General features: G+C 44.3%; 29 protein-coding genes. 19 read left to right on the forward strand and 10 right to left on the reverse strand.

What is annotated here, in order from left to right; genetic code table 11:
• The first annotated feature begins 2 nt into the window (after positions 1-2).
• The 18 genes from HUU58_12840 (at position 3) to HUU58_12925 (ending at position 14,843) form a co-directional block, all read left to right on the forward strand.
• Positions 3-506 (forward strand): hypothetical protein, encoded by a 504-nt coding sequence (locus HUU58_12840; GenBank protein ID NUN46556.1) that lies wholly within the window; start codon positions 3-5, stop codon positions 504-506.
• Complete coding sequence (locus HUU58_12845; protein NUN46557.1) at positions 484-999, forward strand: chemotaxis protein CheW; 516 nt, start codon at positions 484-486, stop codon at positions 997-999. The genes HUU58_12840 and HUU58_12845 overlap by 23 nt, the downstream gene beginning before the upstream one ends.
• Positions 996-1,415, forward strand: a complete 420-nt coding sequence (locus HUU58_12850) for a hypothetical protein (protein ID NUN46558.1) — start codon at positions 996-998, stop codon at positions 1,413-1,415. The genes HUU58_12845 and HUU58_12850 overlap by 4 nt, the downstream gene beginning before the upstream one ends.
• Positions 1,405-2,559, forward strand: a complete 1,155-nt coding sequence (locus tag HUU58_12855; GenBank protein NUN46559.1) for a methyl-accepting chemotaxis protein — start codon at positions 1,405-1,407, stop codon at positions 2,557-2,559. The genes HUU58_12850 and HUU58_12855 overlap by 11 nt, the downstream gene beginning before the upstream one ends.
• Positions 2,560-2,569: 10 nt before the next feature.
• On the forward strand, positions 2,570-4,261 hold the full coding sequence (locus HUU58_12860; protein NUN46560.1) for a HAMP domain-containing protein: 1,692 nt from the start codon (positions 2,570-2,572) through the stop codon (positions 4,259-4,261).
• Positions 4,262-4,264: 3 nt separating this feature from the next.
• Positions 4,265-4,966, forward strand: coding sequence for an HAD family hydrolase (locus HUU58_12865; GenBank protein ID NUN46561.1), 702 nt, complete (start codon positions 4,265-4,267; stop codon positions 4,964-4,966).
• A 22-nt stretch (positions 4,967-4,988) separates the two neighbouring features.
• Positions 4,989-5,429 (forward strand): NADPH-dependent 7-cyano-7-deazaguanine reductase QueF, encoded by a 441-nt coding sequence (queF, locus tag HUU58_12870; GenBank protein ID NUN46562.1) that lies wholly within the window; start codon positions 4,989-4,991, stop codon positions 5,427-5,429.
• A 12-nt stretch (positions 5,430-5,441) separates the two neighbouring features.
• On the forward strand, positions 5,442-6,440 hold the full coding sequence (locus HUU58_12875; GenBank protein ID NUN46563.1) for a response regulator: 999 nt from the start codon (positions 5,442-5,444) through the stop codon (positions 6,438-6,440).
• Between the two features lie 76 nt (positions 6,441-6,516).
• The gene (locus HUU58_12880) at positions 6,517-7,164 is read left to right on the forward strand and encodes a TIGR00730 family Rossman fold protein (GenBank protein NUN46564.1); all 648 of its coding nucleotides are present in this window, start codon (positions 6,517-6,519) and stop codon (positions 7,162-7,164) included.
• On the forward strand, positions 7,161-8,744 hold the full coding sequence (locus tag HUU58_12885; protein ID NUN46565.1) for a methylmalonyl-CoA mutase: 1,584 nt from the start codon (positions 7,161-7,163) through the stop codon (positions 8,742-8,744). Before HUU58_12880 ends, HUU58_12885 begins: the two co-directional genes overlap by 4 nt.
• Position 8,745: 1 nt before the next feature.
• A complete protein-coding gene (locus HUU58_12890) occupies positions 8,746-8,979 on the forward strand; it encodes a hypothetical protein (protein ID NUN46566.1) in 234 nt (77 codons plus the stop codon).
• On the forward strand, positions 8,969-9,916 hold the full coding sequence (locus HUU58_12895; GenBank protein NUN46567.1) for a substrate-binding domain-containing protein: 948 nt from the start codon (positions 8,969-8,971) through the stop codon (positions 9,914-9,916). The genes HUU58_12890 and HUU58_12895 overlap by 11 nt, the downstream gene beginning before the upstream one ends.
• A gap of 139 nt (positions 9,917-10,055) precedes the next feature.
• Positions 10,056-11,687 (forward strand): tetratricopeptide repeat protein, encoded by a 1,632-nt coding sequence (locus HUU58_12900; GenBank protein NUN46568.1) that lies wholly within the window; start codon positions 10,056-10,058, stop codon positions 11,685-11,687.
• A 69-nt stretch (positions 11,688-11,756) separates the two neighbouring features.
• Positions 11,757-12,092, forward strand: a complete 336-nt coding sequence (locus HUU58_12905) for an STAS domain-containing protein (protein NUN46569.1) — start codon at positions 11,757-11,759, stop codon at positions 12,090-12,092.
• A 111-nt stretch (positions 12,093-12,203) separates the two neighbouring features.
• Entirely contained in the window at positions 12,204-12,959 is a 756-nt protein-coding gene (locus HUU58_12910) for a MotA/TolQ/ExbB proton channel family protein (GenBank protein NUN46570.1), read from the forward strand.
• 22 nt (positions 12,960-12,981) lie between these two features.
• Complete coding sequence (locus HUU58_12915; protein ID NUN46571.1) at positions 12,982-13,509, forward strand: biopolymer transporter ExbD; 528 nt, start codon at positions 12,982-12,984, stop codon at positions 13,507-13,509.
• Positions 13,510-13,527: 18 nt separating this feature from the next.
• The gene (locus tag HUU58_12920; GenBank protein NUN46572.1) at positions 13,528-14,103 is read left to right on the forward strand and encodes a biopolymer transporter ExbD; all 576 of its coding nucleotides are present in this window, start codon (positions 13,528-13,530) and stop codon (positions 14,101-14,103) included.
• Entirely contained in the window at positions 14,100-14,843 is a 744-nt protein-coding gene (locus HUU58_12925) for an energy transducer TonB (GenBank protein ID NUN46573.1), read from the forward strand. The genes HUU58_12920 and HUU58_12925 overlap by 4 nt, the downstream gene beginning before the upstream one ends.
• Before the next feature lie 56 nt (positions 14,844-14,899).
• On the opposite strand, the gene HUU58_12930 is transcribed toward HUU58_12925, so the two are convergent.
• From HUU58_12930 to rpmE, 10 genes are all read right to left on the reverse strand, one after another.
• The gene (locus tag HUU58_12930) at positions 14,900-16,258 is read right to left on the reverse strand and encodes a hypothetical protein (GenBank protein ID NUN46574.1); all 1,359 of its coding nucleotides are present in this window, start codon (positions 16,256-16,258) and stop codon (positions 14,900-14,902) included.
• A gap of 149 nt (positions 16,259-16,407) precedes the next feature.
• Entirely contained in the window at positions 16,408-16,734 is a 327-nt protein-coding gene (locus HUU58_12935; protein ID NUN46575.1) for a heavy-metal-associated domain-containing protein, read from the reverse strand.
• 1 nt (position 16,735) lies between these two features.
• Positions 16,736-16,927 carry a hypothetical protein gene (locus tag HUU58_12940; GenBank protein NUN46576.1) on the reverse strand — a complete coding sequence of 64 codons (192 nt, stop codon included), beginning with the start codon at positions 16,925-16,927 and terminating at the stop codon, positions 16,736-16,738.
• 150 nt (positions 16,928-17,077) lie between these two features.
• Complete coding sequence (locus HUU58_12945) at positions 17,078-17,887, reverse strand: 1,4-dihydroxy-6-naphthoate synthase (protein NUN46577.1); 810 nt, start codon at positions 17,885-17,887, stop codon at positions 17,078-17,080.
• Between the two features lie 2 nt (positions 17,888-17,889).
• Entirely contained in the window at positions 17,890-18,582 is a 693-nt protein-coding gene (gene mqnB, locus HUU58_12950) for a futalosine hydrolase (protein ID NUN46578.1), read from the reverse strand.
• Between the two features lie 53 nt (positions 18,583-18,635).
• Positions 18,636-19,796, reverse strand: coding sequence for an aminofutalosine synthase MqnE (gene mqnE / locus HUU58_12955; protein NUN46579.1), 1,161 nt, complete (start codon positions 19,794-19,796; stop codon positions 18,636-18,638).
• A 146-nt stretch (positions 19,797-19,942) separates the two neighbouring features.
• Positions 19,943-21,034, reverse strand: coding sequence for a DUF1624 domain-containing protein (locus HUU58_12960; GenBank protein NUN46580.1), 1,092 nt, complete (start codon positions 21,032-21,034; stop codon positions 19,943-19,945).
• A gap of 20 nt (positions 21,035-21,054) precedes the next feature.
• Positions 21,055-22,125: a peptide chain release factor 1 gene (gene prfA, locus HUU58_12965; GenBank protein ID NUN46581.1), complete on the reverse strand. Its 1,071-nt coding sequence runs from the start codon at positions 22,123-22,125 to the stop codon at positions 21,055-21,057.
• Between the two features lie 11 nt (positions 22,126-22,136).
• Positions 22,137-23,114: a DUF1385 domain-containing protein gene (locus HUU58_12970; GenBank protein ID NUN46582.1), complete on the reverse strand. Its 978-nt coding sequence runs from the start codon at positions 23,112-23,114 to the stop codon at positions 22,137-22,139.
• A gap of 140 nt (positions 23,115-23,254) precedes the next feature.
• A complete protein-coding gene (rpmE, locus tag HUU58_12975; protein NUN46583.1) occupies positions 23,255-23,476 on the reverse strand; it encodes a 50S ribosomal protein L31 in 222 nt (73 codons plus the stop codon).
• 235 nt (positions 23,477-23,711) lie between these two features.
• Between rpmE and HUU58_12980 the strand changes: the two genes are divergently transcribed.
• A partial coding sequence (locus HUU58_12980; GenBank protein ID NUN46584.1) for a phosphoglycerate mutase occupies positions 23,712-24,028 on the forward strand: 317 nt, incomplete at its 3' end.

Genomic DNA, 24,028 nt, shown 5'->3' on the forward strand with positions numbered 1-24,028 from the left:
GTATGCGATCGTTATACGCTAAGGTTCTTATTCTCGGTTATGGTTTTTGGTTTTGGGCTTGCGGTTCATCCCAACCGGTTCCGGCCGATGCGCCATTCCTTCACGGACTGGAGGTTGCCCGATGGGCGGAAACGGCGCCAGTTATTCGTGAACGTGTGCATTCTGTAGCAGGATGGCAGTGGGTGACGGTGCTTCGTGATCAAAATGGACGTGAAACGACCATCGTTGTCCGACATGATGATGAGGAGTATCATCTGGAGTTGGATTTGAACGGACGGATGCAGAGCATAAGCCGTATTTATCCGATAGCCCAGCTTGACAGTGCGGTTTCGCAACTGGAGCGGATGTACCGTGAGCCTGACAAGGTAATGCAGCGTCCGACGTATCAGATGCGGCGATGGGAAGTGTATCCGGAAGGCTACGGCGTATGGATCGAAATGATGATAACCAAAGAGTTTTTTTCAATACAAGCGGTATATAAAAATGGATCTCAAAAAAACGGATAATGCCGAACTCAAATTACGCAGTCTCGGAAATACCGAAGAAATTGCGATTGATGAGGAAGCGATCCAGTATGTGGTCGTTACATGCGGAAAAACGCATTTTGCATTTGAGGGTATTTACGTGAAGGAAATTTTACCGCAAACAGACATTACGTTTGTTCCCGGATTGCCCAATTTTTTTTCCGGTATGATCCATGTGCGGGGAAATCTGGAATGTGTTGCGGATCTAGGCCAATTGATCGGCCTTCAGCCGACAAAAACCGATAAACTGAATCGTGTTCTGATTGTACGTTATGAAGAGATTTCATCCGGTATTTTGACAGAATATGTTTTGGACTTGATAGACGTGCCGAAAAGCAAAATTCGATCCGATATCAAGCATACCGATGCCGGGCGATCCGATTATTTTATCGGCGAATTTGAGTGGAATAACCAGATCGTCGTGATACTCGATATTGTCCGGTTGATGCGAAAAATAAACGGTGAGGAGATATGAAAGCCGGTCAACACGCCAACACTATGGATGTATTGGTTTTCGAGATCGGTACGACGCTGTACGGTATTCCGATCGGGCAAATTGATATGCTTGATTTTGTAAAATCGGAATCGCAGATACCGGCTGGAAATCAAATTCGTCATTTGTTGGGGTTTGTGTCCGACAGGAATCCGATTTCGCAACGGTCGGTAAAAATAAAAAACCCGCAGCCATTGCGATTTATCGTCGAAGGTATTTACGGAGTTTTTACATTGGATGTGCGTCGTATCGCCGATTTACCCAAAACGATCGGGCATCAGGTGGAGCGATCCCCGGTTTCATCGGCCTATATATCGCCCAAAGAGCAATGGGACGGCCGGTTAGTTTTATTGCTTGATCTGCAAAAAAAACATATTACGGAACGTTATGCTGCATAGGTATAGTGTACTTACAAAATTATTTTTGACCTTGATCGGCATGTTGAGTGTGTTGCTTACGGCCGGATTTGTCGTAGTGAGCAGCGGCATGGCTTTGGGCTGGGCGCTGCTGTGGTGTGTGATGGCGTTTGCCTTGGCCGCGATCATCGGATATTTGTTGATCAGACGTATCACTGAACCGCTCTATTTAATGATCGGCACGTTGGACTCACGTTCTGATTTTCTGTCGTTATCCATACCCCAGGTCGAACAACGTCGCGATGAATGGGGAGAATTGTATCAACATTTGCATGCGCGTCTGATGTTGTGGAAAAACCTCCGAACGAATATGGATGAACGGCTGCATGTCATGGCTAAACCCCTGACGGACGGTGATCATGCGATCCGGATGCAGCATGACGCGATGGCGGAAGTGCAACACGCGTTGGCGGAACAAATAACCCGCCATGAAACCAATCTGCGGTCATCCGTATCTGCAGCAAAAACGTACCAAGAATTACGTATCAAACTTTCGGACATGGCCGAAGCGCAGAAAAAGATCATGCGTCAAGCCCACACGGTGTATCAGCAATTATTTTCCTCGCGCGAACAGCAAAGTAGTCGTATAGAACGCCTTGGTCAGCTGATCAAAAAATTTGATGATGTCAGCGACGTGGTGCGCCGCGTTCATTTTATCAATGATCAAACCAAACTTATCGCATTTAATGCGGCCATCGAGGCATCTTCTAACGGTGAACACGGGCGGCGTTTTGCCATAATAGCATCCGATATTCGTAATCTCTCTCAGACCATCGATGACTCGAATATAGACATGAAAAATATTTTGAGTGATTTGCAAACGGCATTATCCTCGTTGATCGAATCGGCACGGACGGATTCACAACGCGTCATGGAATCGGTCCAAACGCTGAATGAAGCCGTGACATGGATGGAACGTAATCAAAACGAGATGAACGATGCTCTCGAGACGGCTGCAACGATTTCTAAGATGTTCTCCGATAATCATGCGGCGGTTATGGCACATACGGAAAATATCAAACGCATTCAGCATTCTATCCAGACCACAAACGCTGTATTTAATTCTTTAAAAAATCATATACACGATCTCAAGGCCGGTTATCAATCCATCGGATCCTTAAGCTGACGGAGCTTGTATGAAATTTGCATCCAAACTTTTTCTGGTATTTGTCGGGTTTTCGGCTTTTCTGAGCCTGGCATTTGTAGGAACGTTTTATTTATTTGTTTTTAAGAAAGCCGAGCTGGACCTGAAATCGCAAGCACAGTTGCATGCGTATTCACTGGCCGTAACGTTGAGCAAGCTCATTGACGGGGATAAGCACCAAACCATACTTACCCGTGCGGACGAAAATTCGGAAGCCTATAAGGAAATACAGCGTGTACTGCGGACATTTCGCGATGCCAATAGGGAAGTCGGCATGCCCGTACAATATGTGTATACCAAAATTCGTACGGAGCACAAAGATACTTTGGCGTATGTCGTGGATGCACAGGAAGACGATCGTTCCATAGCCAGCATTGATCCGACGACCAAGGATACGACGTTCAATTTTACGCCCGTCGGGCAGCGTGTTGAAGTGACGTGGCAGCGCGAATTTCAAAAAGCTTCCGTAAGTGATTTTTACTCCGATCCATGGGGGATGTGGATTACAGGAGCAGGGCCTATTCGAAACAGCGCCGGTACGGTTGTTGCGTTTGCTTATGTGGATGTCAGCGGTACGAAAGTTTTGGAAGAACTCAATGCGATCAAGCAACGCATCACCGTGGTTTCTGTTATTGCATTGATAGCGCTGTTGACGCTTTCGGCGATTTTGAGTTACGTATTGGCTAATTTTGTGAATCGCCCGTTAAACAATCTGCGGGAGGGGCTTACGCGCATCAAAGACGGCGTGTTTGATTTTCGAATACCGATCAATCGCAAAGATGATTTTCAGGATTTGGCGGAAGCGTTTAACGTGATGTCTGAAAATATGCGTACGATGGCCGCTCAGATATCCAACGGTTCACGTAAAATAGCTTCGACGTCCACAGAAATACTTGCCATTTCACGCGAGCAAGCGACGACGTCCAGTCAGCAATCCATTTCCGTAACCGAAACCACGGCGACGATGGAGGAACTCACTTCGACATCGCGTTATATTGCGGAGAATTCGGAATCCGTAGTAAAAATCGCGGCGGAAACACACGAAATTTCTCAGGAAGCCGTTGATCTTTCCGGTGTGGCAAAAGATAAGATGGAAGAAATTCGTCGTAAGAGCGATCAGGATACCAGCGCGATTGCCGATCTCAATAAAAAAATGCAAAAAATCACCGAAGTCATTGAGATCATCAATACGGTCACCGAACAGACCAAACTTATTTCGTTTAATGCGCGCCTGGAAGCAACCGGGGCCGGCGAAGCGGGTCGGCGGTTTTCCGTCGTGGCGTCGGAAATTCGCCGTCTGGCCGAAAACGTTGCCGAATCCACCGAAGAAATAAAAGAAACCGTACATGAAATTCGTGTGGCAATGGATTCGTTGGTGAAAAACTCCAAAGAGAGCGCATACAAAATCCGTGAAGGTGTGGATCTGGTATCCAAAGTTTCCACCGTATTGGAAAACATCCTTCTTGCGGCACAAAACACTACCGAATCGGCTAAACAAATTTCCCTGTCCACGCAACAGCAACGTACGGCGAGCGAACAAGTGGTCACTACATTAAAAGAAATCTCCGAAGGCGCAAAACATTTTGTCAAATCAAGCAATCAGGCCGCCATCATATCCGGCGATCTCAATGCGCTCTCGGATGAACTCAATAAAACGCTCAATAATTTCAAAGTAGGCCGTTAAACGATGCGCAAACTGGTATTATGGGACATTGACGGTACATTGATTCGCTGCGGTAAATCGCCGCGTAATGCCATCGTTGCCGCGATGGAAGAGGTTTTCGGAACGCGCGGTGATGTGGATAATTATCCTTTTTCAGGGAAAACCGATCCTCAGATCATATATGATGTGATGACGGCCGCTCGGTTGGATGAGCAGCATGTACTTGCAAATATGCACGTTGCTCTCGCAGGTTATGTTGCGCGCCTCGAAAAAACACTGATGCCTGATGAAATTCGCATTTTTGAAGGCATTGTTGATCTTCTGAATCAACTATCTGGACATAATGAAGTCGTTCAAGGTCTATTGACCGGTAATGTAATCGAAGGTGCGCGCATCAAACTGAGCCGAGCCGGGTTGGGGCATTATTTTTTTAACGGGAAACCTCCGCTTGGAGCATTTGGCAGCGATGCACGGCATCGTCCTGAACTTCCCGCGATTGCCGTTCAACGGGCCTGTGAAATGACGGGCCGGCGTTTTGAATCCAAAGATATTGTCATCATCGGCGACAGCCCGTATGATGTGCTGTGCGGAAAACATCTCAATGTCCGTTCGATCGCCGTAGCTACGGGATGGCATTCGGTTGAAGATTTGAAACCCTATGAGCCGGATGCAGTCTATACCGATTTTTCTGATACATCCGATGTTTTAAAAACCATACTTGCTTGAAGAGGCACCAGTGAAAAAAAAGATACATCATAAACACGTTACCGATGCCAAAGCGTTTGTACAAAAGCCCGATTTCAAATTTAAGTTTGACGGTTATGAGGCAATTCGTCCTGAATTGATCGAAACGTTTGCGTATGAAAATCCCGGCCAACCTCAGGCGATCGTGGTTTCAACGGAAGAATTTACGGCTGTATGTCCCTGGTCGGGTCTTCCGGATTTTGCGCGGATCGTTGTGACGTATGTGCCGCGCCAAAAAATCATCGAATTGCGTTCCTACAAATATTACCTGTATTCCTATCGCAATGTGGGTATATTTCAGGAACATTTGACACCGCGATTACTCCAGGATCTTGTGGCCGCATGCGAACCTGAAAGCATGACAGTTAAAACGGATTATAATATTCGGGGAGGCATTCACACGGTATGTGAAGCCTCATATCGTCGGAACACCAAACGCCGTTAAAAGGTTGTACTTATGAATGTTGCTTTGTCGCAAACACCTACTGTTTTGATCGTCGATGACAGCGAGGATATGATCCTTCTGCTGACGGAGGTTTTGGAAGATGCCGAATACCGGGTCGTAACTGCACGCAATGGACACGAAGCGTTGGATATGGTCGTACAGGCCAATCCGGATTTGATATTGCTTGATGCGATCATGCCTAATATGAACGGTTATGAAGTCACACAGATCCTCAAAACACAAGACAAAACTCGCCTCATACCGATTATCATGCTAACCGGTTTGTCTGACCTTAACGACAAACTCAAAGGGATCGAACTCGGTGTTGATGATTTTCTTGTCAAACCGTTTAACCATTTAGAACTGGTGACGCGCGTTCGTTCCTTGATCCGGGTAAAACAATATACGGACGAACTCGAAAACGCCGAGACCGTAATTTTTAGTTTGGCGCTGGCGGTCGAAGCCAAAGACGAATATACCGAAGGGCACTGCAACCGATTATCGTTTTATGGCGCCAGGCTTGCGGAAGCAATTGGTTTATCTACCGAGCAGATCAAGGCCGTTCGTCGCGGTGGCATTTTGCATGATATCGGTAAGATAGCTATTCATGACAATTTACTTCTTAAACCCGGCCCGTTGACACCGGACGAATTTGAAGTGATGAAGCAACATACGGTGATCGGGGAGCGAATTTGCAAGCCTCTCAAATCGCTCAACGGCGTACTGCCCATTATTCGCAGTCATCAGGAACGATGGGACGGAAGCGGATATCCGGACGGGCTTAAAGGGGAAGAGATACCTATCATCGCCCGTGTGATCATGACCGTGGATTTATACGACGCGTTGACTACGGACCGTCCTTACCGTCGGGCTTTATCCAATGAAAAAGCCTTTGAGGTTATGCGCGAAGAAACGGCGATGGGTTTATGGGATGCCGTGTTGATGGAAAAATTTATTGATATGATGCAGAAGAACGAATTCGGTACACCGACTGGCCGCAGCGCCTTATAAATGCAGGAGAAAACAGTTGCCTAAGAATCACCGCAATCAGCATGATAATTTAGAAACCGTAGATAAGTCCTATCGCATGCAAGAGCCGTGGCGCCTTTTGCGTATCATGGCCGAGTTTGTGGATGGCTTTGAAAAAATGGAACGCGTGGGACCGGCTGTTTCGATATTCGGTTCCGCCCGCACAAAACCGGGCATGGCTAATTATAAATTGGCAGAAGAATTAGCGCGCCTAATCGTCAAATCAGGTTTTGCCGTGATCACCGGAGGCGGCCCCGGGCTTATGGAAGCGGCCAATAAAGGCGCCAAAGAAGCAGGCGGGAAGTCCGTTGGCCTCTCGATCCAACTGCCGTTTGAAACCAAAGGCAATGATTTTCTGACGATGGAAGTAAACTTCAATTATTTCTTTGTGCGCAAGGTCATGTTCGTCAAATACGCCCGCGGTTTTATTGCTTTGCCCGGCGGTCTGGGTACGATGGACGAATTATTTGAAATGTTGACGTTAATACAGACCGGTAAAGTGGATCCCTTTCCGATCGTGCTTATCGGTAAAACCTACTGGAGCGGTTTGCTTGATTGGATGAAAGCATCCATGCTCAAAGAACGATACATCAACCCCGAAGATTTGGAACTGTTTCATGTAACCGATTCGGCTAAAGAAGCGGTGAGCATCATACAGGATTTTTATAAGAAAAATAAAAAACGCGGAAAAATCAGAATAATATGAGCGACGCAAAAAAAAGTAAAACCGTGCTGACCGATGCGGGTATCGAAGTGCCCTTGTATCTCAAGGAATACCCGCAGGATTATTCGACGAAGCTGGGCGATCCGGGACAGTTTCCCTATACTCGCGGTGTTCAGAATACGATGTATCGCGGCCGTCTGTGGACCATGCGTCAGTACGCCGGATTTGGAAACGCAGAAGAATCCAACAAACGCTACAAAATGCTTTTGGCGCAAGGTACGATGGGGTTATCCGTAGCATTTGATTTGCCCACACAGATCGGTTACGATTGCGATCACGCACTGGCCGAAGGCGAAGTAGGAAAAGTCGGCGTTTCGATTTCGTCTCTCGAAGACATGGAAGTGCTTTTGGATGGCATTCCGCTGGATCAGATCAGCACATCCATGACGATCAATGCGACAGCGGCGATTTTATTATGTCTGTACGTTGCCGTAGCTAAAAAACGCGGCGCGGATATTCGCCAGCTTTCCGGTACGATACAAAACGATGTTCTAAAAGAATATATAGCTCGCGGTACTTACATTTATCCACCCAAACATTCCATGCGGATTATAACTGATATTTTCCGCTATTGTACGAGCGAGTTGCCCAAATGGAATATGATTTCAATATCCGGTTATCATATTCGCGAAGCCGGCTCCACGGCGGTGCAGGAGTTGGCATTTACGTTTGCCAATGCCATCGCTTATGTTGAAGCGGCCGTAGCTTCCGGTCAGGATGTGGATCAGTTTGCCTCGCGACTCAGTTTCTTTTTTAATGCGCATAATAATTTTTTTGAAGAGATCGGTAAGTTTCGTGCGGCACGAAGGATTTGGGCGCATATCATGAAAGAACGATTTGGCGCAAAAGACCCCAAAAGCATGATGCTGCGTTTCCACACGCAGACCGGCGGTTCTACGCTGACAGCCCAGCAGCCATACAATAACATACCCCGCGTGACATTACAAGCGTTATCGGCTGTTTTGGGCGGTACGCAAAGTTTACATACTAATTCGTTTGATGAAGCGCTGGCGTTACCGACAGAAGATTCGGCGCGAATTGCCCTTCGCACACAGCAGGTGATTGCGTATGAAAGCGGCGTTGCACAGTCAGTTGATCCGCTTGCCGGAAGTTATCTGGTCGAACAAATGACGGATGAGATCGAAACGCGTGTCATGCGCTATCTGAAAGACATTGATGCGATGGGCGGTTCCATTCGTGCGATTGAGTCCGGTTATTTTCAAAGTGAAATCGCTGAAGCCGCATACCGTTATCAAAAGGCGATCGAAACCAAGGCGCAGATTATCGTCGGTGTCAATGATTTCAAAGTCGAAAGCGATCCGAAGCCGGACATACTTCAGATTGATACATCACTCGAAAAAAATCAAAAAGAACGTATTCAAAAACTGCGTGCGCGACGTGATAATGCTAAAGTTCAATCCGGGTTAGAAAAATTAGCTCAGGCTTGCCGGAGTACGGACAATATCCTGCCGTGTATATTAGAATCGGTAGAAGCCTATGCCACTTTGGGGGAAATCGCCGATACGATGCGCAACGTTTTTGGAGAATATAAGGCCGCTTGAAATGATCGGGGAATGGGACATTAATCGCAAAATTCGTTTTGGCGTAGCCTTGCTTTTTGTCGCAACCGGTATTTGGGTGATGATCGGTAATGTTATGCCGGATTATATCAATGATCGTTATCATTACGTAATGGGCTTTATACTTATATTTTATGGCGTATTTCGCTTCGTGCATTATGATTATAGAAAAAACATCAAACGTACTGATGAAATTTCAGAAGAAAATGAAGAATAAAATACACAAATTTGTCGTTGTCTTATTATGCGGTTTGTTTTGGACCGGTTGTAAAGGTAACGAAAGGGCATCAACACCTACGACAGGTGCTTTACCTTTGATCTGCGATGATGCTGTTTCTAATGTTATTCAGATTCAAAAAAATGAATTTGAAAAACGGTACACACAAGCTAAAATTGATATGCAGCTAGCTCCGGCCTCGGCGGCGATCGTCAAGCTGATCAATAACGAAGTGGAATGTATCATTAGTTCGCGTGAATTGGACTCGACGGAAACGGATTTTCTAATTCGTCACGAAATTAAGGTTTTTTCGCAGAAGTTTGCACTCGATGGTATAGCCATTATTGTCAATGCGGAAAATCCCATCGAAGAAATGAGTCTCGCTTCGCTGCGAGAACTTTTTTCCGGAGATGCGACGTACTGGTCGGATATCACAGACTCGGTGCGATTTCCGTATCATCTTAACCGAATTCAAATCGTCAGTGATGGTCGTCGCTCCGGTAATTATAGAGTTTTGCACGAAATGGTACTCGACAAAAATCCGTTATCACCTAATGCTGTCGTATTGTCCGGCGACTCGGCCAATAGTGTCGTACCCAAAATTTTGGATTTTGTAGCATCAACGCCGGGCGCCGTAGGATATGTGAGTACGGCTTGGGTGGGTAAAACCAGCGCGGATTGGGAATCGCGTTCCGGCAAATTAAAAATTATTCGTGTGTCGGGTGAAGACTTTCACAAAGCAGTAGAGCCCATACAAGGGTATGTTTATCGCGGCGATTATCCGTTGCGACGGGTATTATATATTATTCATCGTCAGCCGTATATCGGGTTGGCGGCCGGTTTTACGGCTTTTTTGACAGGTAATGACGGGCAAAAAATATGTTTAGCCAATAACCTTGTTCCGGGGATGAATCCCATCCGGCTTAAGCATGAGTAAAAAAAGCTTGTTTTTTTTCTAAAATCGCATAGATTTTTCCGTCATTTTTGGTCCCAATCCGGTTTTTGACGAATCTATATCTTGTCTATAATTTATTGTTAGATCCGATCTTATTTTAACAAAGAGGAAGTACCTTAGTATGCGTATGGTTTTGAAAAACGTATTGGCGCTTACATTTTTGTTCGTTGCTGCGCAAGTTTCCGTATATGCACAGAATGGCGAAATCAAACAAGCGCTCCTGCTTATCAATAAAGGCGAAAACAAAGAAGCCGTTGAATACCTGCTTCAAAAAGTAAATGAATTCCCTAAAACCGCAGAATTGCGCTATCTTTTGTCCATGGCATTAGATAAAAACGGTCAAACAGATATGGCTATCGAAGAGGCCAAAGCTGTCGTGACGATGAAGCCAAAATATAAAGATAACCGTCGGCTTTTGATGAATCTTTATATTAAGAAAGAAAACTTCAAAAGCGCGATGGAGGAGTGCCAATTTCTGCTTAAAGAGTCCAAAAAAGATATTGGCCTCAAGCTTAATCTGTGCGAAATATACCTCGGTCTTGAAAATTATAAAGATGCCAGCACGGAGTTGGCAAAGCTCGAAGTAGAAAAACCCAATGATAATTTGGTACTGACGTTATTAGGTGATGCGTATGCTAAGCAACGCGTCAATTCACTGGCTATACAATATTATAATAAAGCGCTAGGCGTTAATCCTAACGCAGTAAACACGAAACTCAAACTGGCTAAGCTGTATTTTCGTGAAACGCAGTACAATGAAGCACTCAAAGAATATCTCGATGTTGTGCGTATGGACACGACCAATGCTGAAGCGCTTTTGCGTATCGGTATCATATATAACGCCGCCGGAAAATCCGATGTCAATCAATACGGCCGGGCTATCGGTTTTCTCCAGCGCTATATCGGTATAGCACCCAATGATTATGCAGGGTACTATTATACAGGTAAAAGCTGGCATGCGCTCCGTAGCTGGCAAAATGCTGTTACTAATTTTGAATCAGCTATGAAGCTGGATGATTCGGCTCGAGTTAAGGAAGAAACGACTGCTCTTTTATCGGAATCCTACCGTGGCCTCGGCGTGAATTATCTCAAGGATAAAAACTACGATGCGATGACGCCTGCGATCAAAAAGTCAATCGAACTTAATCCGGCCAGCGATTCGATCGCGTTTGAAATCGGATATAGTTTTTACGGCGAAAAAAATTATGCGACGGCCGCATCATGGTTTGATATTTCTGCGCAAAGCAAAACTGCGAGCGAGCCCAAAATTGCCAACAGCCTATTCTTATCAGGCGTATCGCGTTATAATGCGGCAACGACCAAAGCCGACAGCTTGGCCGCATTGGCGCCGATTGAGAAATCATTAGCGATCCGCCCCACATTGAATAATTATCTTAACTTTGCACAGTACAACGAATCGGTAGATCAGCCTGCTAAAGCCCGTGCAGCTTACGAAAAAGCCGTCGAAATGGACAGCAACAGTGTAACGGCACAACTCAAACTAGGAATTTTGTTATTCAATAAATTTAAAAACGATACGGAACCTGCGATCAAGGCGTTTAAAAAGGTCGGCCAACTTGATGAAAAAGGTTCCTATAAAATGTCGCATTATTTCTTAGGTTTGTGTTACCTCAACGCCAAGAAAAAACCGGATGCACGTGAAGCATTCAAAAAATATTTAGAAGTAGATCCGACAGGTAATTTTTCCAAGCAAGCTAAAACGTATGTAACACAACTTGCCGGAGCGCGCTAATTTTTAACGCCCAAGTATTGTGTTGATTGGAACTATTGAAAAGCTGAATTATTATAAAAGGAGATTGCGATGAAAGTCAAAACTGATCCGTCCGGCGTGGTGGTGATCGCCCCCAAAGGCCGTCTGACCGGAGGTTCCGAGACGGACGAACTAAAACAGGAAATCGAACGCGTTGTAACGGAAGGTATTACCAAGTGTGTAATCGAATTATCCGAAACGATTTATCTGAATAGTACGGCTTTAGGGCTTTTGGTATCCGCTCATAAAAAATTTATTGACCGCGGTGGAAAATTGAAATTATCCGGCGTTAATAAAAATATTGATAATATACTCGTTATCACCAAACTATCATTGGTGTTTGAAGTGTTTGATACCGAAGCCGAAGCGCTTGCGAGTTTTAAGTAACATAAAAATAACTTGTATGCTTCGGGTTAGACTCGTATCTTTCCCGAACCTGTTTAAGGCAAATCTTAGTCATACATTAAATAAATCCTATTTTTCAGGAGGACCTTCCTTATGAAGCAGTCAGTATTCATGTCTATTTTGATCACCACGGCATTTGTCGTGTCCTATTTGGTATTCGAGTTCATTTTCGGTGCCGAAGGTGACAAATATGGCCTTCACTATATTTACGCGGGCGGTCCCCTCGTAGTTATTTTGATGGTTCTCTCCATCATGGTGGTGACATTTATTTTTGAACGTATTTTTTCGTTGCGTAAAGCCAACGGTAAAGATAGCCTTCCTTTCTTCCTCAAGAAAATTCAGAAAAGCCTGATGGACGGCAACGTGGAAACTTCGATTGAGGTTTGCGATCATCAAAAAGGTTCCTGCGCAAACATTATTAAAATGGGTTTGGAAGCGTTTCAACGCAGTTCGAAAATGGGTATGAACATGGAAAAACGCGTTGCTGAAACTAAACGTGCTATCGAAGAAGCCACGGCTTTAGAAGTACCGTTGCTCGAACGTAACCTGATCGCGCTGTCGACGATCGCGTCAATCGCAACCATGGTGGGCTTGCTCGGTACGACCCTCGGTATGATCCGCGCATTCAAAGCGCTTGCTCAATCCGGTGCTCCGGATGCCGTATCCCTCTCGCTCGGTATCTCCGAAGCGCTTATCAATACGGCCGGTGGTCTCGGTGCCGCCATCGTTGCGATCATAGCATATAATTATTTTGTCAATAAAGTGGATACCTATACTTACCTGATTGACGAAGCCAGCTACAATGTAGTTGAAATTCTGACCACAACACACGGTGACGATAAGAACTAATTTGAAGGCGTGGTAACTTACTATGGCAAAACATAAAAAACATCGTGTCGGCGTAAAGCTTGACATGACGCCCATGGTGGACGTCGCGTTTCTTCTGCTGACGTTCTTCATGCTTACGACGACCTTTCGTCCGCCGGAGGAAATTTCGGTTACCGTTCCGGATTCACACTCACAGTTGAAGTTGCCTTCAGCGAATGTGATCACCATATCGGTCGCCAAAGATCCCATTATTCTCAAAAAGGGCACACAAAACGAAGAAAATACCGGCACGCGCATTTGGATGGATGTGGATGCACAGGTCGTACGCGGAAAGATTTTCGGTGCAGATTATGCACAAAGTGCAGGTAAAGCGGTTAAACTGGACGAACTCCAGAACCTTATTACCAAAGCGCGTTTAGAAAATCTGGCTATCCGTGGCGCTTCCGGCGCTATGCGTGTGGTGCTCAAAGCGGACAAAGATGCCGATTACGGTGTCGTAAGCGAAATCATTGACATTTTACAAAAATCCAAGATCACGACGGTGAACTTTATCACCAATCTTGAGAAATAATTTTAGCGGAGTACTAACATGGCTGAAGTAGGTGGTGCACAACCCCGATCCCACGGCAAGGGCAAGAAGAAAAAGAAAGCCCGCACCGGTGTGCGTTTGGATATGACGCCGATGGTGGACGTGGCGTTCCTTCTGCTGACATTTTTCATGCTTACGACGGCATTCCGTCTGCCGCAGACTATGGAAATCAGCATCCCTGAAGATAAACCTGAAAGTAATGTTAAGATCGCTGAATCAAATATTATGCAGATTCGGATCGACTTGGATAATAACATTTTTTGGAACCAGGGTAATGAAAAGCCGCAAAAAACGACTTTGAAGGAATTACGTCCGATCATCATTGATCGTAGTGAGAAGAATATCGCTAATGGAAAAGGCGATACGATGAAAGATAAGTTTAAACTGATCATACTAATTAAGATTGATAAGAGAGCCAAATACGAACACATGGTCAATATCGTGGACGAACTCAATCTTGCCATGTTTGACCTGAATCAAAAGAATAACCTAACCGAAGCAAATCGTCTCTCACCGCGATTTGCGTTTGCTCCCTTTAGCGAGCAAGACCAGAAGGAGGTTGCGAAAGCCCAATGACCAACATCGAAGTCATCGAAGGCTACGGCCGGGAGAACTACGGTTCATTTGTTCTCAAAAAGGTATATCAGAAAAATGTCAGCACAGGTTTGATTATCGGTATTACATTGCATATAGCCGGTATCATGACGTACTACATCAGTACGGTAGTCTTTAAAGAAGAACAAATCCGTATGGTCCGTATTACGGATATCAACGAATTACAATCGGCTCCGCCGCTGCAAGAACAAACGGCCGCGCCGAAAGTAAAAGTCGAAGTACAGGAAGTGATCAAACCGGTGGCCGGTATACCTATTGTGGTGCCTGATGCCGAAGCCAAGCCGGATATGACCATACAGACACAAGAAGAAATCAAAACAGATATCGCTGCACCGACCAGTTTCGGAAGCGACGGCGGTGAAGTGAAGGTGGATATCTCCGGAACGATCGGCGATATCGGTGGAGGTGAACCGGGTATGGATGAATTTGTACCCGTCGAACAACAACCGGTGATCGTGGCTAAAGTACAGCCGGTTTATCCGGAATTGGCTAAAAAGGCCGGTCTCGAAGGTAAAGTGATCGTGAAGGCGCTGATCGACGAATCCGGTACGGTTACAAAATGCGTTGTATTGCAGGGTGACGAAATGTTCAAAGAATCGGCGGTTAACGCTTTGATGTCTATGAAATTTAAACCGGCAATTAACGGTAATCGCCCGGTAAAAGTATGGATTACCTATCCTTTTACTTTCCGTTTGAAATAATACGGTATAAAAGTTTATTAAAAAAACCCGTTGAGCATATCAACGGGTTTTTTATTTTACAAGGTGGTTAAACACTCGGGGCATTTTCGATCATTTTTTTTCTGTTTGTCAATAAACCCTCTGGCGTAAATCTTCCTGCATTTGGGGCATATCACCCGGTGTTCGTGACAAATCGGTACCTTTGTAGCGTGACATAAAAAAGTATGATCACTGCACATCGTACGTCCGCAATCGCTGCATGATTTGACACATTGATCACACACAATCTCTTTATCGGCAAAACAAACAGTACTATGCGTTTCGCAAACAGTATGGCCGCAATCATGGCAATGCGTATTGCAATTGGTACAGAGCTCTGTATTACAAACCGTACAGTGATGGGCATGCTCTTTATCGGGAAATTCATCTTTGCAGCCCGAGCAAACAAAAACACACCGCGAGCAACCTATTTTCCCATCAGCCAAAAGAGTCATATTTTGTATCGGCAATTTGCAAGAAGGGCAGTGACCGTAATCCAATAATCCGTGGTAGCTATCATACAAAAGCGGCACCTCAGCTTTGTGGCCGGTTTTGTTGTGTTCGACCGTTGTCGTGACTTCTATTTCAGTTCTTTCGATAATATGATAGCTGAGTAACTTTAGAACGATACGCAACTTATGGTTTTCAATTTCTTCCTTAAGTTTGTGCTGATATTCTCGTTCAATTGTGAGACGCTTTTCTTCATAACTGGTTTGACTGCGATGCATTTCATCAATTTGGGCTGTATAATAACCTTTGATGCGCGTGACGTTGCGATGCAGGCGTTTTAGTATCTCTTTTTGTAAACCTTGACCGTGTTCTTGTGCGCGGGTTGAAACCTCTTTGAGGCAGGTGCGAAAAGCGACTTCGATATCTTTTTGAGAAATTTCAATCCCGCTTTTGTTGGATAGAGTTTCGAGATCATGTTTTATCACTTCGTCGGTATAGTAACTTCGTGCATCGAAAACATGCCCTCGATGATCAATTCCCAATGTGAAGATATCTTCTGATTTTTCGTCGGACAGGTAACCGATTCGAAAATTAAAAAGTATATCGGCTACTTTTTGTTTTTTAGTTTTGACGTGGCTTATGCGCGCATTTTGGATGTGTATTTGGCGAGCGATACTTTCGCGGGAAATTTCATGCTTTTCTTTAAGACGACTTACGGCTTTCGTTCCGGTTTCTTGTAAAAACTCGTATATCGTATTAAGTACATAACTGCCGTGGGTAACCAGGTCAGCCGATTCATCCAGATCCTTTGTATCAAAAACCAGGTCTAATTTTTCTTTTCCAAAAACCTCCAGCAGAGGCTTTGAAAGCGAAATGTGAAGTCCTTTTTTGGACTCTGTAACTTCCGATGCGTTCGTTTCAAAAAAGTATTTTACGAATGATTTCATGCTTAATAAAAAAAGGGAGCTATTCCATAAGGTGCTTACTTATTACCTTTCGCATGATCCGTTGTCATTATGAACGAACGGATTCTGCGAAGGTTTTTACCGTAAAAGAGAACCTTTTGGAAACGCTCCCTAAATCGCGTTAAAAAGTATTATTTTTTCTTACAGCAGTCAGGCAATTGTTCATAGGCTGCCGGATCGGCTTTTTGATCATTGGCGTCATATCCGGATTTGACGATTGCGGATTCGATATCACCGATTTTGACGGAACCGGGAACATAAGAGATGGTGGCGATTTTAGTGTCCGTGTCCACCTCAACTTTTTTGACACCATTAACGGCCATCACGGCTTTTGTAATGGTACCCGAGCATTCGCCGCAGATCGCGGAATTAACTTTTACTACGGCTTTATCTAATTTTTCCTCTTTTCCGCAAGAAGAAATCAAGAGGGCCGCTAATGTTAAGATAGTCAAACGCATGTTATATTCCTTCCGTTGATTCGATGGATTGAACTTCTTCTTTTTTGCGATACAAAATAGCGACGGGGATTATCACCAAATAGCCTAAAACAAGCAAAATGGGTGCTATGGTCATCGAAATTGTACCGTAAACCGGCGGTGTTGCAAGGCAAACATAACCGATGATGATCGTAATAATACCGGCAAAAAATATATAATAATTTTCAGCGGTAAAAGGTAAGGTAGCTTTTTTAACAGGAGATTTTTTGGCCTGTTGAAGCTTAGATGAATTTGTTTTTTTGAGATTAGCAGACATATTTTTTCCTTTTGTTGGCCAGCAATATAGATATTCAACAGGCGAATGTCAAGATGAGGGGAGAATGCCGATACGAAGCGCTTCTTTTTTTAAGAAATCTACCGCCGCGTAACCTTTAGTTCCCAGATCAAGGGTATAATCGTTGACGTAGAGTTTAATGTGTTCCGCGATAACCGTGTCGTCAAGCTCTTGAGCGTGATGTTTGACGTAAGATTTACTCGACGTGGGATGGGAAAAAGCATATTCCACGCTGCGTCGAATAATGCGTCCAATCACTGACTGGATTTCTGGCCCAAACGTTTTTCTGATGGTTATGGCGCCCAGCGGAATAGGCATGCCTGTTTTTGTTTCCCAATAGTCACCCAAATCTTGGATCAAATGAAGGCCTTTGGCCTGATATGTAAAACGCCCTTCGTGAATAATCACTCCCGCTTCGGCCGAACCGTTTAATAGGTTTTTTTCTATATCTGAAAAAAGAACAGGTTGTGCCTGAACGGTTTTTCCCAAAAAAAACTGCAGTAAAAAATTGGCTGTAGTCAATTTTCCGGGGATCAATATTTTATCACCGGCAATACTATGGACATTAATAGGGCGTGCCGAAATAAATAAAGGGCCGCAGCGGTGTCCCAATGCGCTTCCGGATGGCAATAAGGCGTAATCTTTTAACAAATATAAAAAGGCATGATAACTTAATTTCGTAATGTCTAATTCGCAGCGGAAGGCTTTCTGATTGAGTTCTTCGACATCTGCAAGAAAAGGTTCGAATTCGATTCCTTCGGTGTCGATTTTTTTATGAACCAGGGCATCAAAAATGAACGTATCATTGGGGCAGGTAGAATAACCCAGCGTAAACTTCATTTTCAGATTTTCTCCAAAAGTTGGATAGTAAAGGTGCTCAACGCCGCAACAGCTTCGTTGATTTTCCAGCGACTTCGGTCGCGAGGCTCGACAAAATTGGAAAGCGACCGATATTGTACATAAGGTTGCCCCGCCCGTAAACAAGCCAGTGCAAAGGCGCCGCCTTCCATGCTTTCGATATCCGGAGTAAAATTATTGCGATTCCACAGAATGCGTTCTGTATTACCGGTAACGGTATTGACCGTGATTCCTCTTACTTTGGGTGTTTGCGCCAATCGGCTCCAATTTTGCAGATCGTTGGGATTTTCGATTTCGTTGTAAATCGCCTTGTTGTCGTAAGAATGTAAGGGAAATCCCATGCGCTGTAGATTTTCAAATTGCCCATCCGCCGTCGTAGCGCCCATTTCTGCGAGTATATCCGTATCTACACGTACAATAGAGGCCAAAGCATGTCCTTCACTATACGTACCGGCTATTCCGAGATTTATGGCCCAATCATACGATGATATTTGTAATTGTTTACCGAGACTATACGCCGTATTGATCATACCAATACCGGTAACTAGAAAGTCAATTGTATGGGAGTGTGAAGTAGGTGAGCGCCACAAACCAAGTTTATCGGGATGAACGGCCTTATAATGAACCAATAGGGGCTTGATTTCGGCTTCCGTCGCAGAAACGATGAGTATTCTCATGGGACACTAAAAGTAAATTAAGGTAGCCGAGCGTGTGCCAAAGTCTTTGGAAATCAATTGAGCACAGGTATCATGACCGGATTGCGGTGTGCATGCGCTATATCTTCAGCCGAAAATTCTTTTATCACATTATATAACGCATCGCGCTCGATGGGTTGGCGGCCCGCATCGGATATGAGTTTGATCAATTCCGACGTGGTCATTCCCGATGCACTGTCCGTTCCAGCCATACTCATGATCGTTTCTTCGAGGATTGTTCCTTCGATTTCATTTGCACCATAGCTGAGCGCCGTCTGTGCCATATTTTTACCAATAACTACCCAATAAGCTTTGATATTTGGAAAATTATCCAGCATCAGGCGCGATACCGCTACGACTTTCAAATCTTCGAAAGCACTAACCTGCGGTAATTTCTTTAATCGGTTGTTTTCATGCTGGTATTTGAGTGGAATAAATGTACTAAATGATCCTTTTGTTTTTTTTGCCAATGAAATATCCTGAAGCTCACGTAAACGAATTAAGTGGTCAATACGTTCATCATAACGTTCGATATGACCATAAAGCATCGTCGCATTAGTCATCAAACCCAGTTCATGTGCCATACCGTGTACTTTAAACCAACCCTCCGCCGTAGCTTTTTCATCACATATTTTTTCGCGGACACGCTGAGCAAAAATTTCAGCGCCACCGCCGGGCATGGCTTCGAGGCCGGCTTTCATCAAAGCCTCCAGCACAGCACGCATGGACATGTTATAGTGGTTGGCGTAGTATTCGATTTCGACGGCTGTAAAACCTTTGATGTGAATATGCGGCGCAACCGATTTGATCGTACTAAGCATATCGGTATAATATGAAAAGGGGAGTTCCGGATGTAAGCCGGAAGTGATATGGATCTCTTGGATGCCTTGCTTTAATCCGTCTTTAACACGTTGCGCGATTTGTTCCATCGTCATGGTATAGCCGCCTTCTTCGCCTTCACGCCGGTAAAACGAACAAAACATGCACGAATATTCACATACGTTGGTGGGGTTAAGCTGACGGTTGCGTACAAAAAATGATCGGTCGCCGTGCATTCTTTCCCGGACAATATTGGCCATGTAACCTACGCTGGTCAGATCACGCGTTTCAAACAATTGGACGCCGTCTTCAAAAGAGAGCCGTTCATGATCCATCACTTTTTGATAAATGGCGTCCAAACCGGAGGCGCGCAGCATGGACTTTATCAGGGAGTGATCATATACGGTATTTATACGTTTCATTAATATCTGCCTTTGGATATAGTGTTTATCATAATTAAAGTTTCAATTTTTTTTGAAACATCGGTAAACTAAAATAAGCCGCCATTATAAACAAGTATAAACTATTTTTTGCCGGACGGTTTAAATCGTGCCGTAAGACCGGGTTTGAGTTGTACCCACAAATGCGTCAGCGCATAGACGGCCGCACAAACGACAATCCACAAAATAAGTGTTAACCAAGGCGGCAAATTCTGATCAAATATGCTGATGGATGCTTTTTCGCCCGTTATCGAGTAGATAAGTACAAGGTGTGAAATATATGCAAAAAGAGATTGTCGCCCGAAAAGTAATACCTGTGGTGATGTGTGCCAGTTTTTGTAATCGAGTAACCAGAAGAACGAAAAAAGAATAAGTAATATACCCAAACGCATCAATACCCAATTCGGACTGGTCAACCAAAAACTTTCATATTCAAAAAAACGAATGGATGAAATATCCGAAATATAACCGATGGCAAACAAAGATACCCCGATCAGTGCAATCGCCGATACTATTTTATGTTCCTTATCAGAAGTGCTATAGCGCATAAAAAGACCGCCGACCAAGCCGCCGGACCAAAGGAAAACACACCACGGAAAAAGTGGAAATAAAGGATTGTTTTTTCCATTTAGTAAATTGGCTATTAGGGGATGTACTGATGAACTAAAATCCTTTTGCCAAAGGAACGGCGTAATAAGAAGAGCCGACCATGTGATAATAAAAAGAACAATAAAAAATACGGTTATGCCGCGAGTCCACAGCATCAATAGCTGTAAAAGAATCAGGCTGATGGCGATAGTTTGCAATACATCAATCTGATAAAAGCTGACAAGGTCTTCCGTAACAATATTCGGCCATCCCTGGCTCCAGTCCAATCGCGGTAGATGGAGAGCGAAACCGATCAGCATTATTACGAAAAAACGACGCAGTTGCTTCCGATAGCCGGGATTAAATGAGGTAAAGGAATGCCAATTATTCCAAGCAACCATGACAAAGGAAACACCGGCAACAAAAAGAAATGATGGCGCAACAAAACCGTTAATAAAATTCAGGTAGGAAAACCATTCTGAAGAACGCAGGCTTTTATCCATCCATGCATTAAAAACATGGGTCTCTATCATTACAAGGACAGCCCATCCGCGAAAAAGATCAATGAAGTGATAACGTTTATTCATACGCACCGCACCTGCAAGGATTATCCGGCTTTAAGCAGTTCTTCGTTTTCAGCTAATTGTAATTTCTCTACGATATCGTCTATTTTGCCTCCCATAACACCTTCCAAATCATATATCGTAAGTCCGATACGATGATCCGTTAAGCGATTCTGAGGGAAATTATACGTTCTTATTTTTTCGCTGCGATCGCCGGAGCCGACCATAGATTTGCGCTGAGATGCGATCTTAGCGTCGTGTTCACGTTTACGGAGATCATATAGACGCGATTTGAGCACTTTCATTGCTTTCTCGCGGTTTTTCAATTGTGAACGTTCATCCTGACATTGGACGACGATACCGGTAGGCAAGTGTGTAAGACGCACGGCGGTTTCAACCTTATTAACATTCTGGCCTCCCTTGCCGCCGGAGCGATAGATATCAACGCGTAAATCATTGGGGTTAATGACGACTTCAGAGTCGTCCTCCTCGAGAACGGGGAGAACTGCTACTGTTGCGGCAGAAGTGTGTACGCGACCTTGCGTTTCAGTTTTGGGTACACGTTGCACGCGATGAACGCCGCTTTCAAATTTAAGTTTACCATAAGCACCAGTACCGTTTACTTCAAAAATGATTTCTTTAAATCCGCCTTGATTGGCTTCGGTAAAATCAACCAATGTGAGTGCCCAACCTTTTTTTTCAACGTAATACTGATACATCGCATAGAGATCGCCTGCAAAAATACCGGCTTCGTCGCCGCCGGTTCCCGCACGTATTTCGAGAATAGCGTCTCCGTCGTCATGCGGGTCTTTGGGAATCAGGAGATACTTTAGTTCCGATTCGAGCAATTGTTTTTTGGCTTCCAGATCATTCATCTCAGCACGAGCCATATCGCGCAAATCGGCATCATCGGAGTTGTGAAGTATATCCTTGTTGCCGAGAATATCACTGTTCACTTTTTTATAGGCTTCAAATTTTTCCACAATAGGTTCGAGCGCGCTGCGTTCTTTGCTGAGCGATCGAAACAGATTATTGTTACTTACCGTTTCCGGCCGTGATAAAAGTCCGTTGATTTCGTTAAAACGAATGGATGCTTTTTCGAGTTGATCGATCATTTTTTTCTATGTTATTCGTGTACGCTCATGGCGCCAGTGACCTGACCTGCGTTATACGCGCGTACGGCTTCTTCGCCCAGCGCCGATTGCAGAGCCGCCATAGCCACTTCGATGTGTGTGATATCTGGTTTTTTTGTTGTGATGCGCTGGAGCCATAATCCGGGCATCATAAAAATCCGTGCCCAACTCAGATGATAATATTTACCGGAAAGTTTGATCAATTCGTATGATAAACCCGCAACGATCGGTACACAGGGCAAATGTAAAGCAAGACGATTCCACAGCCCCAAGGGACCGATATAGGCGATATATAAACTATCAATGATAGCAAAGGACAAGATGGATGCGATCATAACAAACATTAAAAAACTGGTCCCGCAACGGGGGTGGGGTGTATCGTATTTTAATCCATTTTCCGGAATCAATGCGTCCTTATTTTCAAAGGCGTAGATAGAGACATGCTCGGCGCCATGGTACTGGAAAAGCCGAAAAATATCTTTCATCTGACTGATCGCCCAGACATAGGTTATAAACATGGCGGCACGTAACGTTCCTGCTACAAGATTAAAAGACCATGCATTTTGATCGGCACCAATAAAATAATTGGTCAAGGAGATAGGGCCTGCAAAAAATACCAGAACTCCGATGCCTAAAGCAAAAGCAGTGGTCAAAAACAATTCCAGTCGGGAAGATTTTTTGGGTGTGGCGCCTTCTTCGTCATTGCTCATGGATACATCTGCTGAATACTGTAAAGCCGAAGTGCCGATAATAAGCATTTCAATAATAGCAATACTGCCGCGCAAGATGGGAATATTGAGAAAACGATAGCGATGCAGCAAAGATGTAAAGGGCTCGCGTCGTATGACGATTTGTCCGTTAGGTTTCCTTACGGCTGTAGCGACAGCATCAGCCGAACGCATCATTACGCCTTCGATGACGGCCTGACCGCCAACGGTAATCGTTTTAGGTGTTATGGGATTGTTACTCATTTATGGTAAATAAAAAGGGCTTTCCCAAAAGATTTTATTCCATATAAGAAACGCAATCTGTGTTTTTACAAAAAACAAATTCGACGTTTCGTCTTCGGTAAAATTCTTTTGAGACAGCCCTTTGTCGGACGTAATCTAATCTAAGCTTTTTTCTGAGTATCCTGATACTTGGCAAATTTTTTATTGAATTTTTCAACACGACCGGCGGTGTCAATCAGCTTGGTTTGCCCTGTGAAAAAAGGATGGCAGTTGGAGCAGATTTCGACGCGAATATCGCCGACGGTTGAACGGGTCTTAAAACTATTACCGCAAGAGCAGGTAACGTTTGACACGGGATACGTGGGGTGAATACCAGGTTTCATGGCTGTCCTTATGTTAAATTGTTATATATATGCTTCTTAAGCGCGCAATAGTAACCAATGATCGTATTAAAAACAATATTTTTTTTATATTATTCCCGTTTTCTCGCGGTTATGGTTTTTACTCATCTTTCAGGGTTTGGTTCCTGACAATGAACATTTGAATAATCAGGTAATGTTGTTATATTTAAAGGTCAATTATTGAAAATAATATCGTTCATTTTGATGAGGGTAGGTTATGACACATGCCGATTTGGTAACGAAGCTTGTTCAAAAAACAGATTCTAAAATCGTTCTGTTAGTCATGGATGGACTGGGGGGGATTCGTACAAAGCAAAATCCCAAAACAGAGTTAGAGCGTGCCAATATTCCGAATTTACACGCGTTGGCCAAAGAATCCGTGTGCGGGCGTATTATGCCGGTTTCTTACGGTATAACTCCGGGAAGCGGCCCCGCTCATTTTTCGTTATTTGGCTATAATCCCGCGGATGATAATATCCAGATCGGTCGCGGTGTGCTTGAGGCTTTGGGCTTAGATATGAAGTTGCAACCCGG

The organism is bacterium, from assembly GCA_013360215.1.
GTDB lineage: Bacteria > CLD3 > CLD3 > SB21 > SB21 > JABWCP01.

Coding starts and splice junctions, on each gene's coding strand:
- HUU58_12860 (NUN46560.1), top strand. CDS start 2,570: ATGAAATTTGCATCCAAACTTTTTCTGGTATTTGTCGGGTTTTCGGCT.
- HUU58_12915 (NUN46571.1), top strand. CDS start 12,982: ATGGCAAAACATAAAAAACATCGTGTCGGCGTAAAGCTTGACATGACG.
- HUU58_12875 (NUN46563.1), top strand. CDS start 5,442: ATGAATGTTGCTTTGTCGCAAACACCTACTGTTTTGATCGTCGATGAC.
- mqnB (NUN46578.1), bottom strand. CDS start 18,582: ATGAGAATACTCATCGTTTCTGCGACGGAAGCCGAAATCAAGCCCCTA.
- HUU58_12930 (NUN46574.1), bottom strand. CDS start 16,258: ATGAAATCATTCGTAAAATACTTTTTTGAAACGAACGCATCGGAAGTT.
- HUU58_12935 (NUN46575.1), bottom strand. CDS start 16,734: ATGCGTTTGACTATCTTAACATTAGCGGCCCTCTTGATTTCTTCTTGC.
- HUU58_12845 (NUN46557.1), top strand. CDS start 484: ATGGATCTCAAAAAAACGGATAATGCCGAACTCAAATTACGCAGTCTC.
- HUU58_12900 (NUN46568.1), top strand. CDS start 10,056: ATGCGTATGGTTTTGAAAAACGTATTGGCGCTTACATTTTTGTTCGTT.
- HUU58_12880 (NUN46564.1), top strand. CDS start 6,517: ATGCAAGAGCCGTGGCGCCTTTTGCGTATCATGGCCGAGTTTGTGGAT.
- HUU58_12960 (NUN46580.1), bottom strand. CDS start 21,034: ATGAATAAACGTTATCACTTCATTGATCTTTTTCGCGGATGGGCTGTC.
- HUU58_12890 (NUN46566.1), top strand. CDS start 8,746: ATGATCGGGGAATGGGACATTAATCGCAAAATTCGTTTTGGCGTAGCC.
- rpmE (NUN46583.1), bottom strand. CDS start 23,476: ATGAAACCTGGTATTCACCCCACGTATCCCGTGTCAAACGTTACCTGC.
- HUU58_12905 (NUN46569.1), top strand. CDS start 11,757: ATGAAAGTCAAAACTGATCCGTCCGGCGTGGTGGTGATCGCCCCCAAA.
- HUU58_12855 (NUN46559.1), top strand. CDS start 1,405: ATGCTGCATAGGTATAGTGTACTTACAAAATTATTTTTGACCTTGATC.
- HUU58_12840 (NUN46556.1), top strand. CDS start 3: ATGCGATCGTTATACGCTAAGGTTCTTATTCTCGGTTATGGTTTTTGG.
- HUU58_12910 (NUN46570.1), top strand. CDS start 12,204: ATGAAGCAGTCAGTATTCATGTCTATTTTGATCACCACGGCATTTGTC.
- prfA (NUN46581.1), bottom strand. CDS start 22,125: ATGATCGATCAACTCGAAAAAGCATCCATTCGTTTTAACGAAATCAAC.
- HUU58_12850 (NUN46558.1), top strand. CDS start 996: ATGAAAGCCGGTCAACACGCCAACACTATGGATGTATTGGTTTTCGAG.
- mqnE (NUN46579.1), bottom strand. CDS start 19,796: ATGCTGCGCGCCTCCGGTTTGGACGCCATTTATCAAAAAGTGATGGAT.
- HUU58_12920 (NUN46572.1), top strand. CDS start 13,528: ATGGCTGAAGTAGGTGGTGCACAACCCCGATCCCACGGCAAGGGCAAG.
- HUU58_12925 (NUN46573.1), top strand. CDS start 14,100: ATGACCAACATCGAAGTCATCGAAGGCTACGGCCGGGAGAACTACGGT.
- HUU58_12895 (NUN46567.1), top strand. CDS start 8,969: ATGAAGAATAAAATACACAAATTTGTCGTTGTCTTATTATGCGGTTTG.
- HUU58_12970 (NUN46582.1), bottom strand. CDS start 23,114: ATGAGTAACAATCCCATAACACCTAAAACGATTACCGTTGGCGGTCAG.
- HUU58_12865 (NUN46561.1), top strand. CDS start 4,265: ATGCGCAAACTGGTATTATGGGACATTGACGGTACATTGATTCGCTGC.
- HUU58_12945 (NUN46577.1), bottom strand. CDS start 17,887: ATGAAGTTTACGCTGGGTTATTCTACCTGCCCCAATGATACGTTCATT.
- HUU58_12885 (NUN46565.1), top strand. CDS start 7,161: ATGAGCGACGCAAAAAAAAGTAAAACCGTGCTGACCGATGCGGGTATC.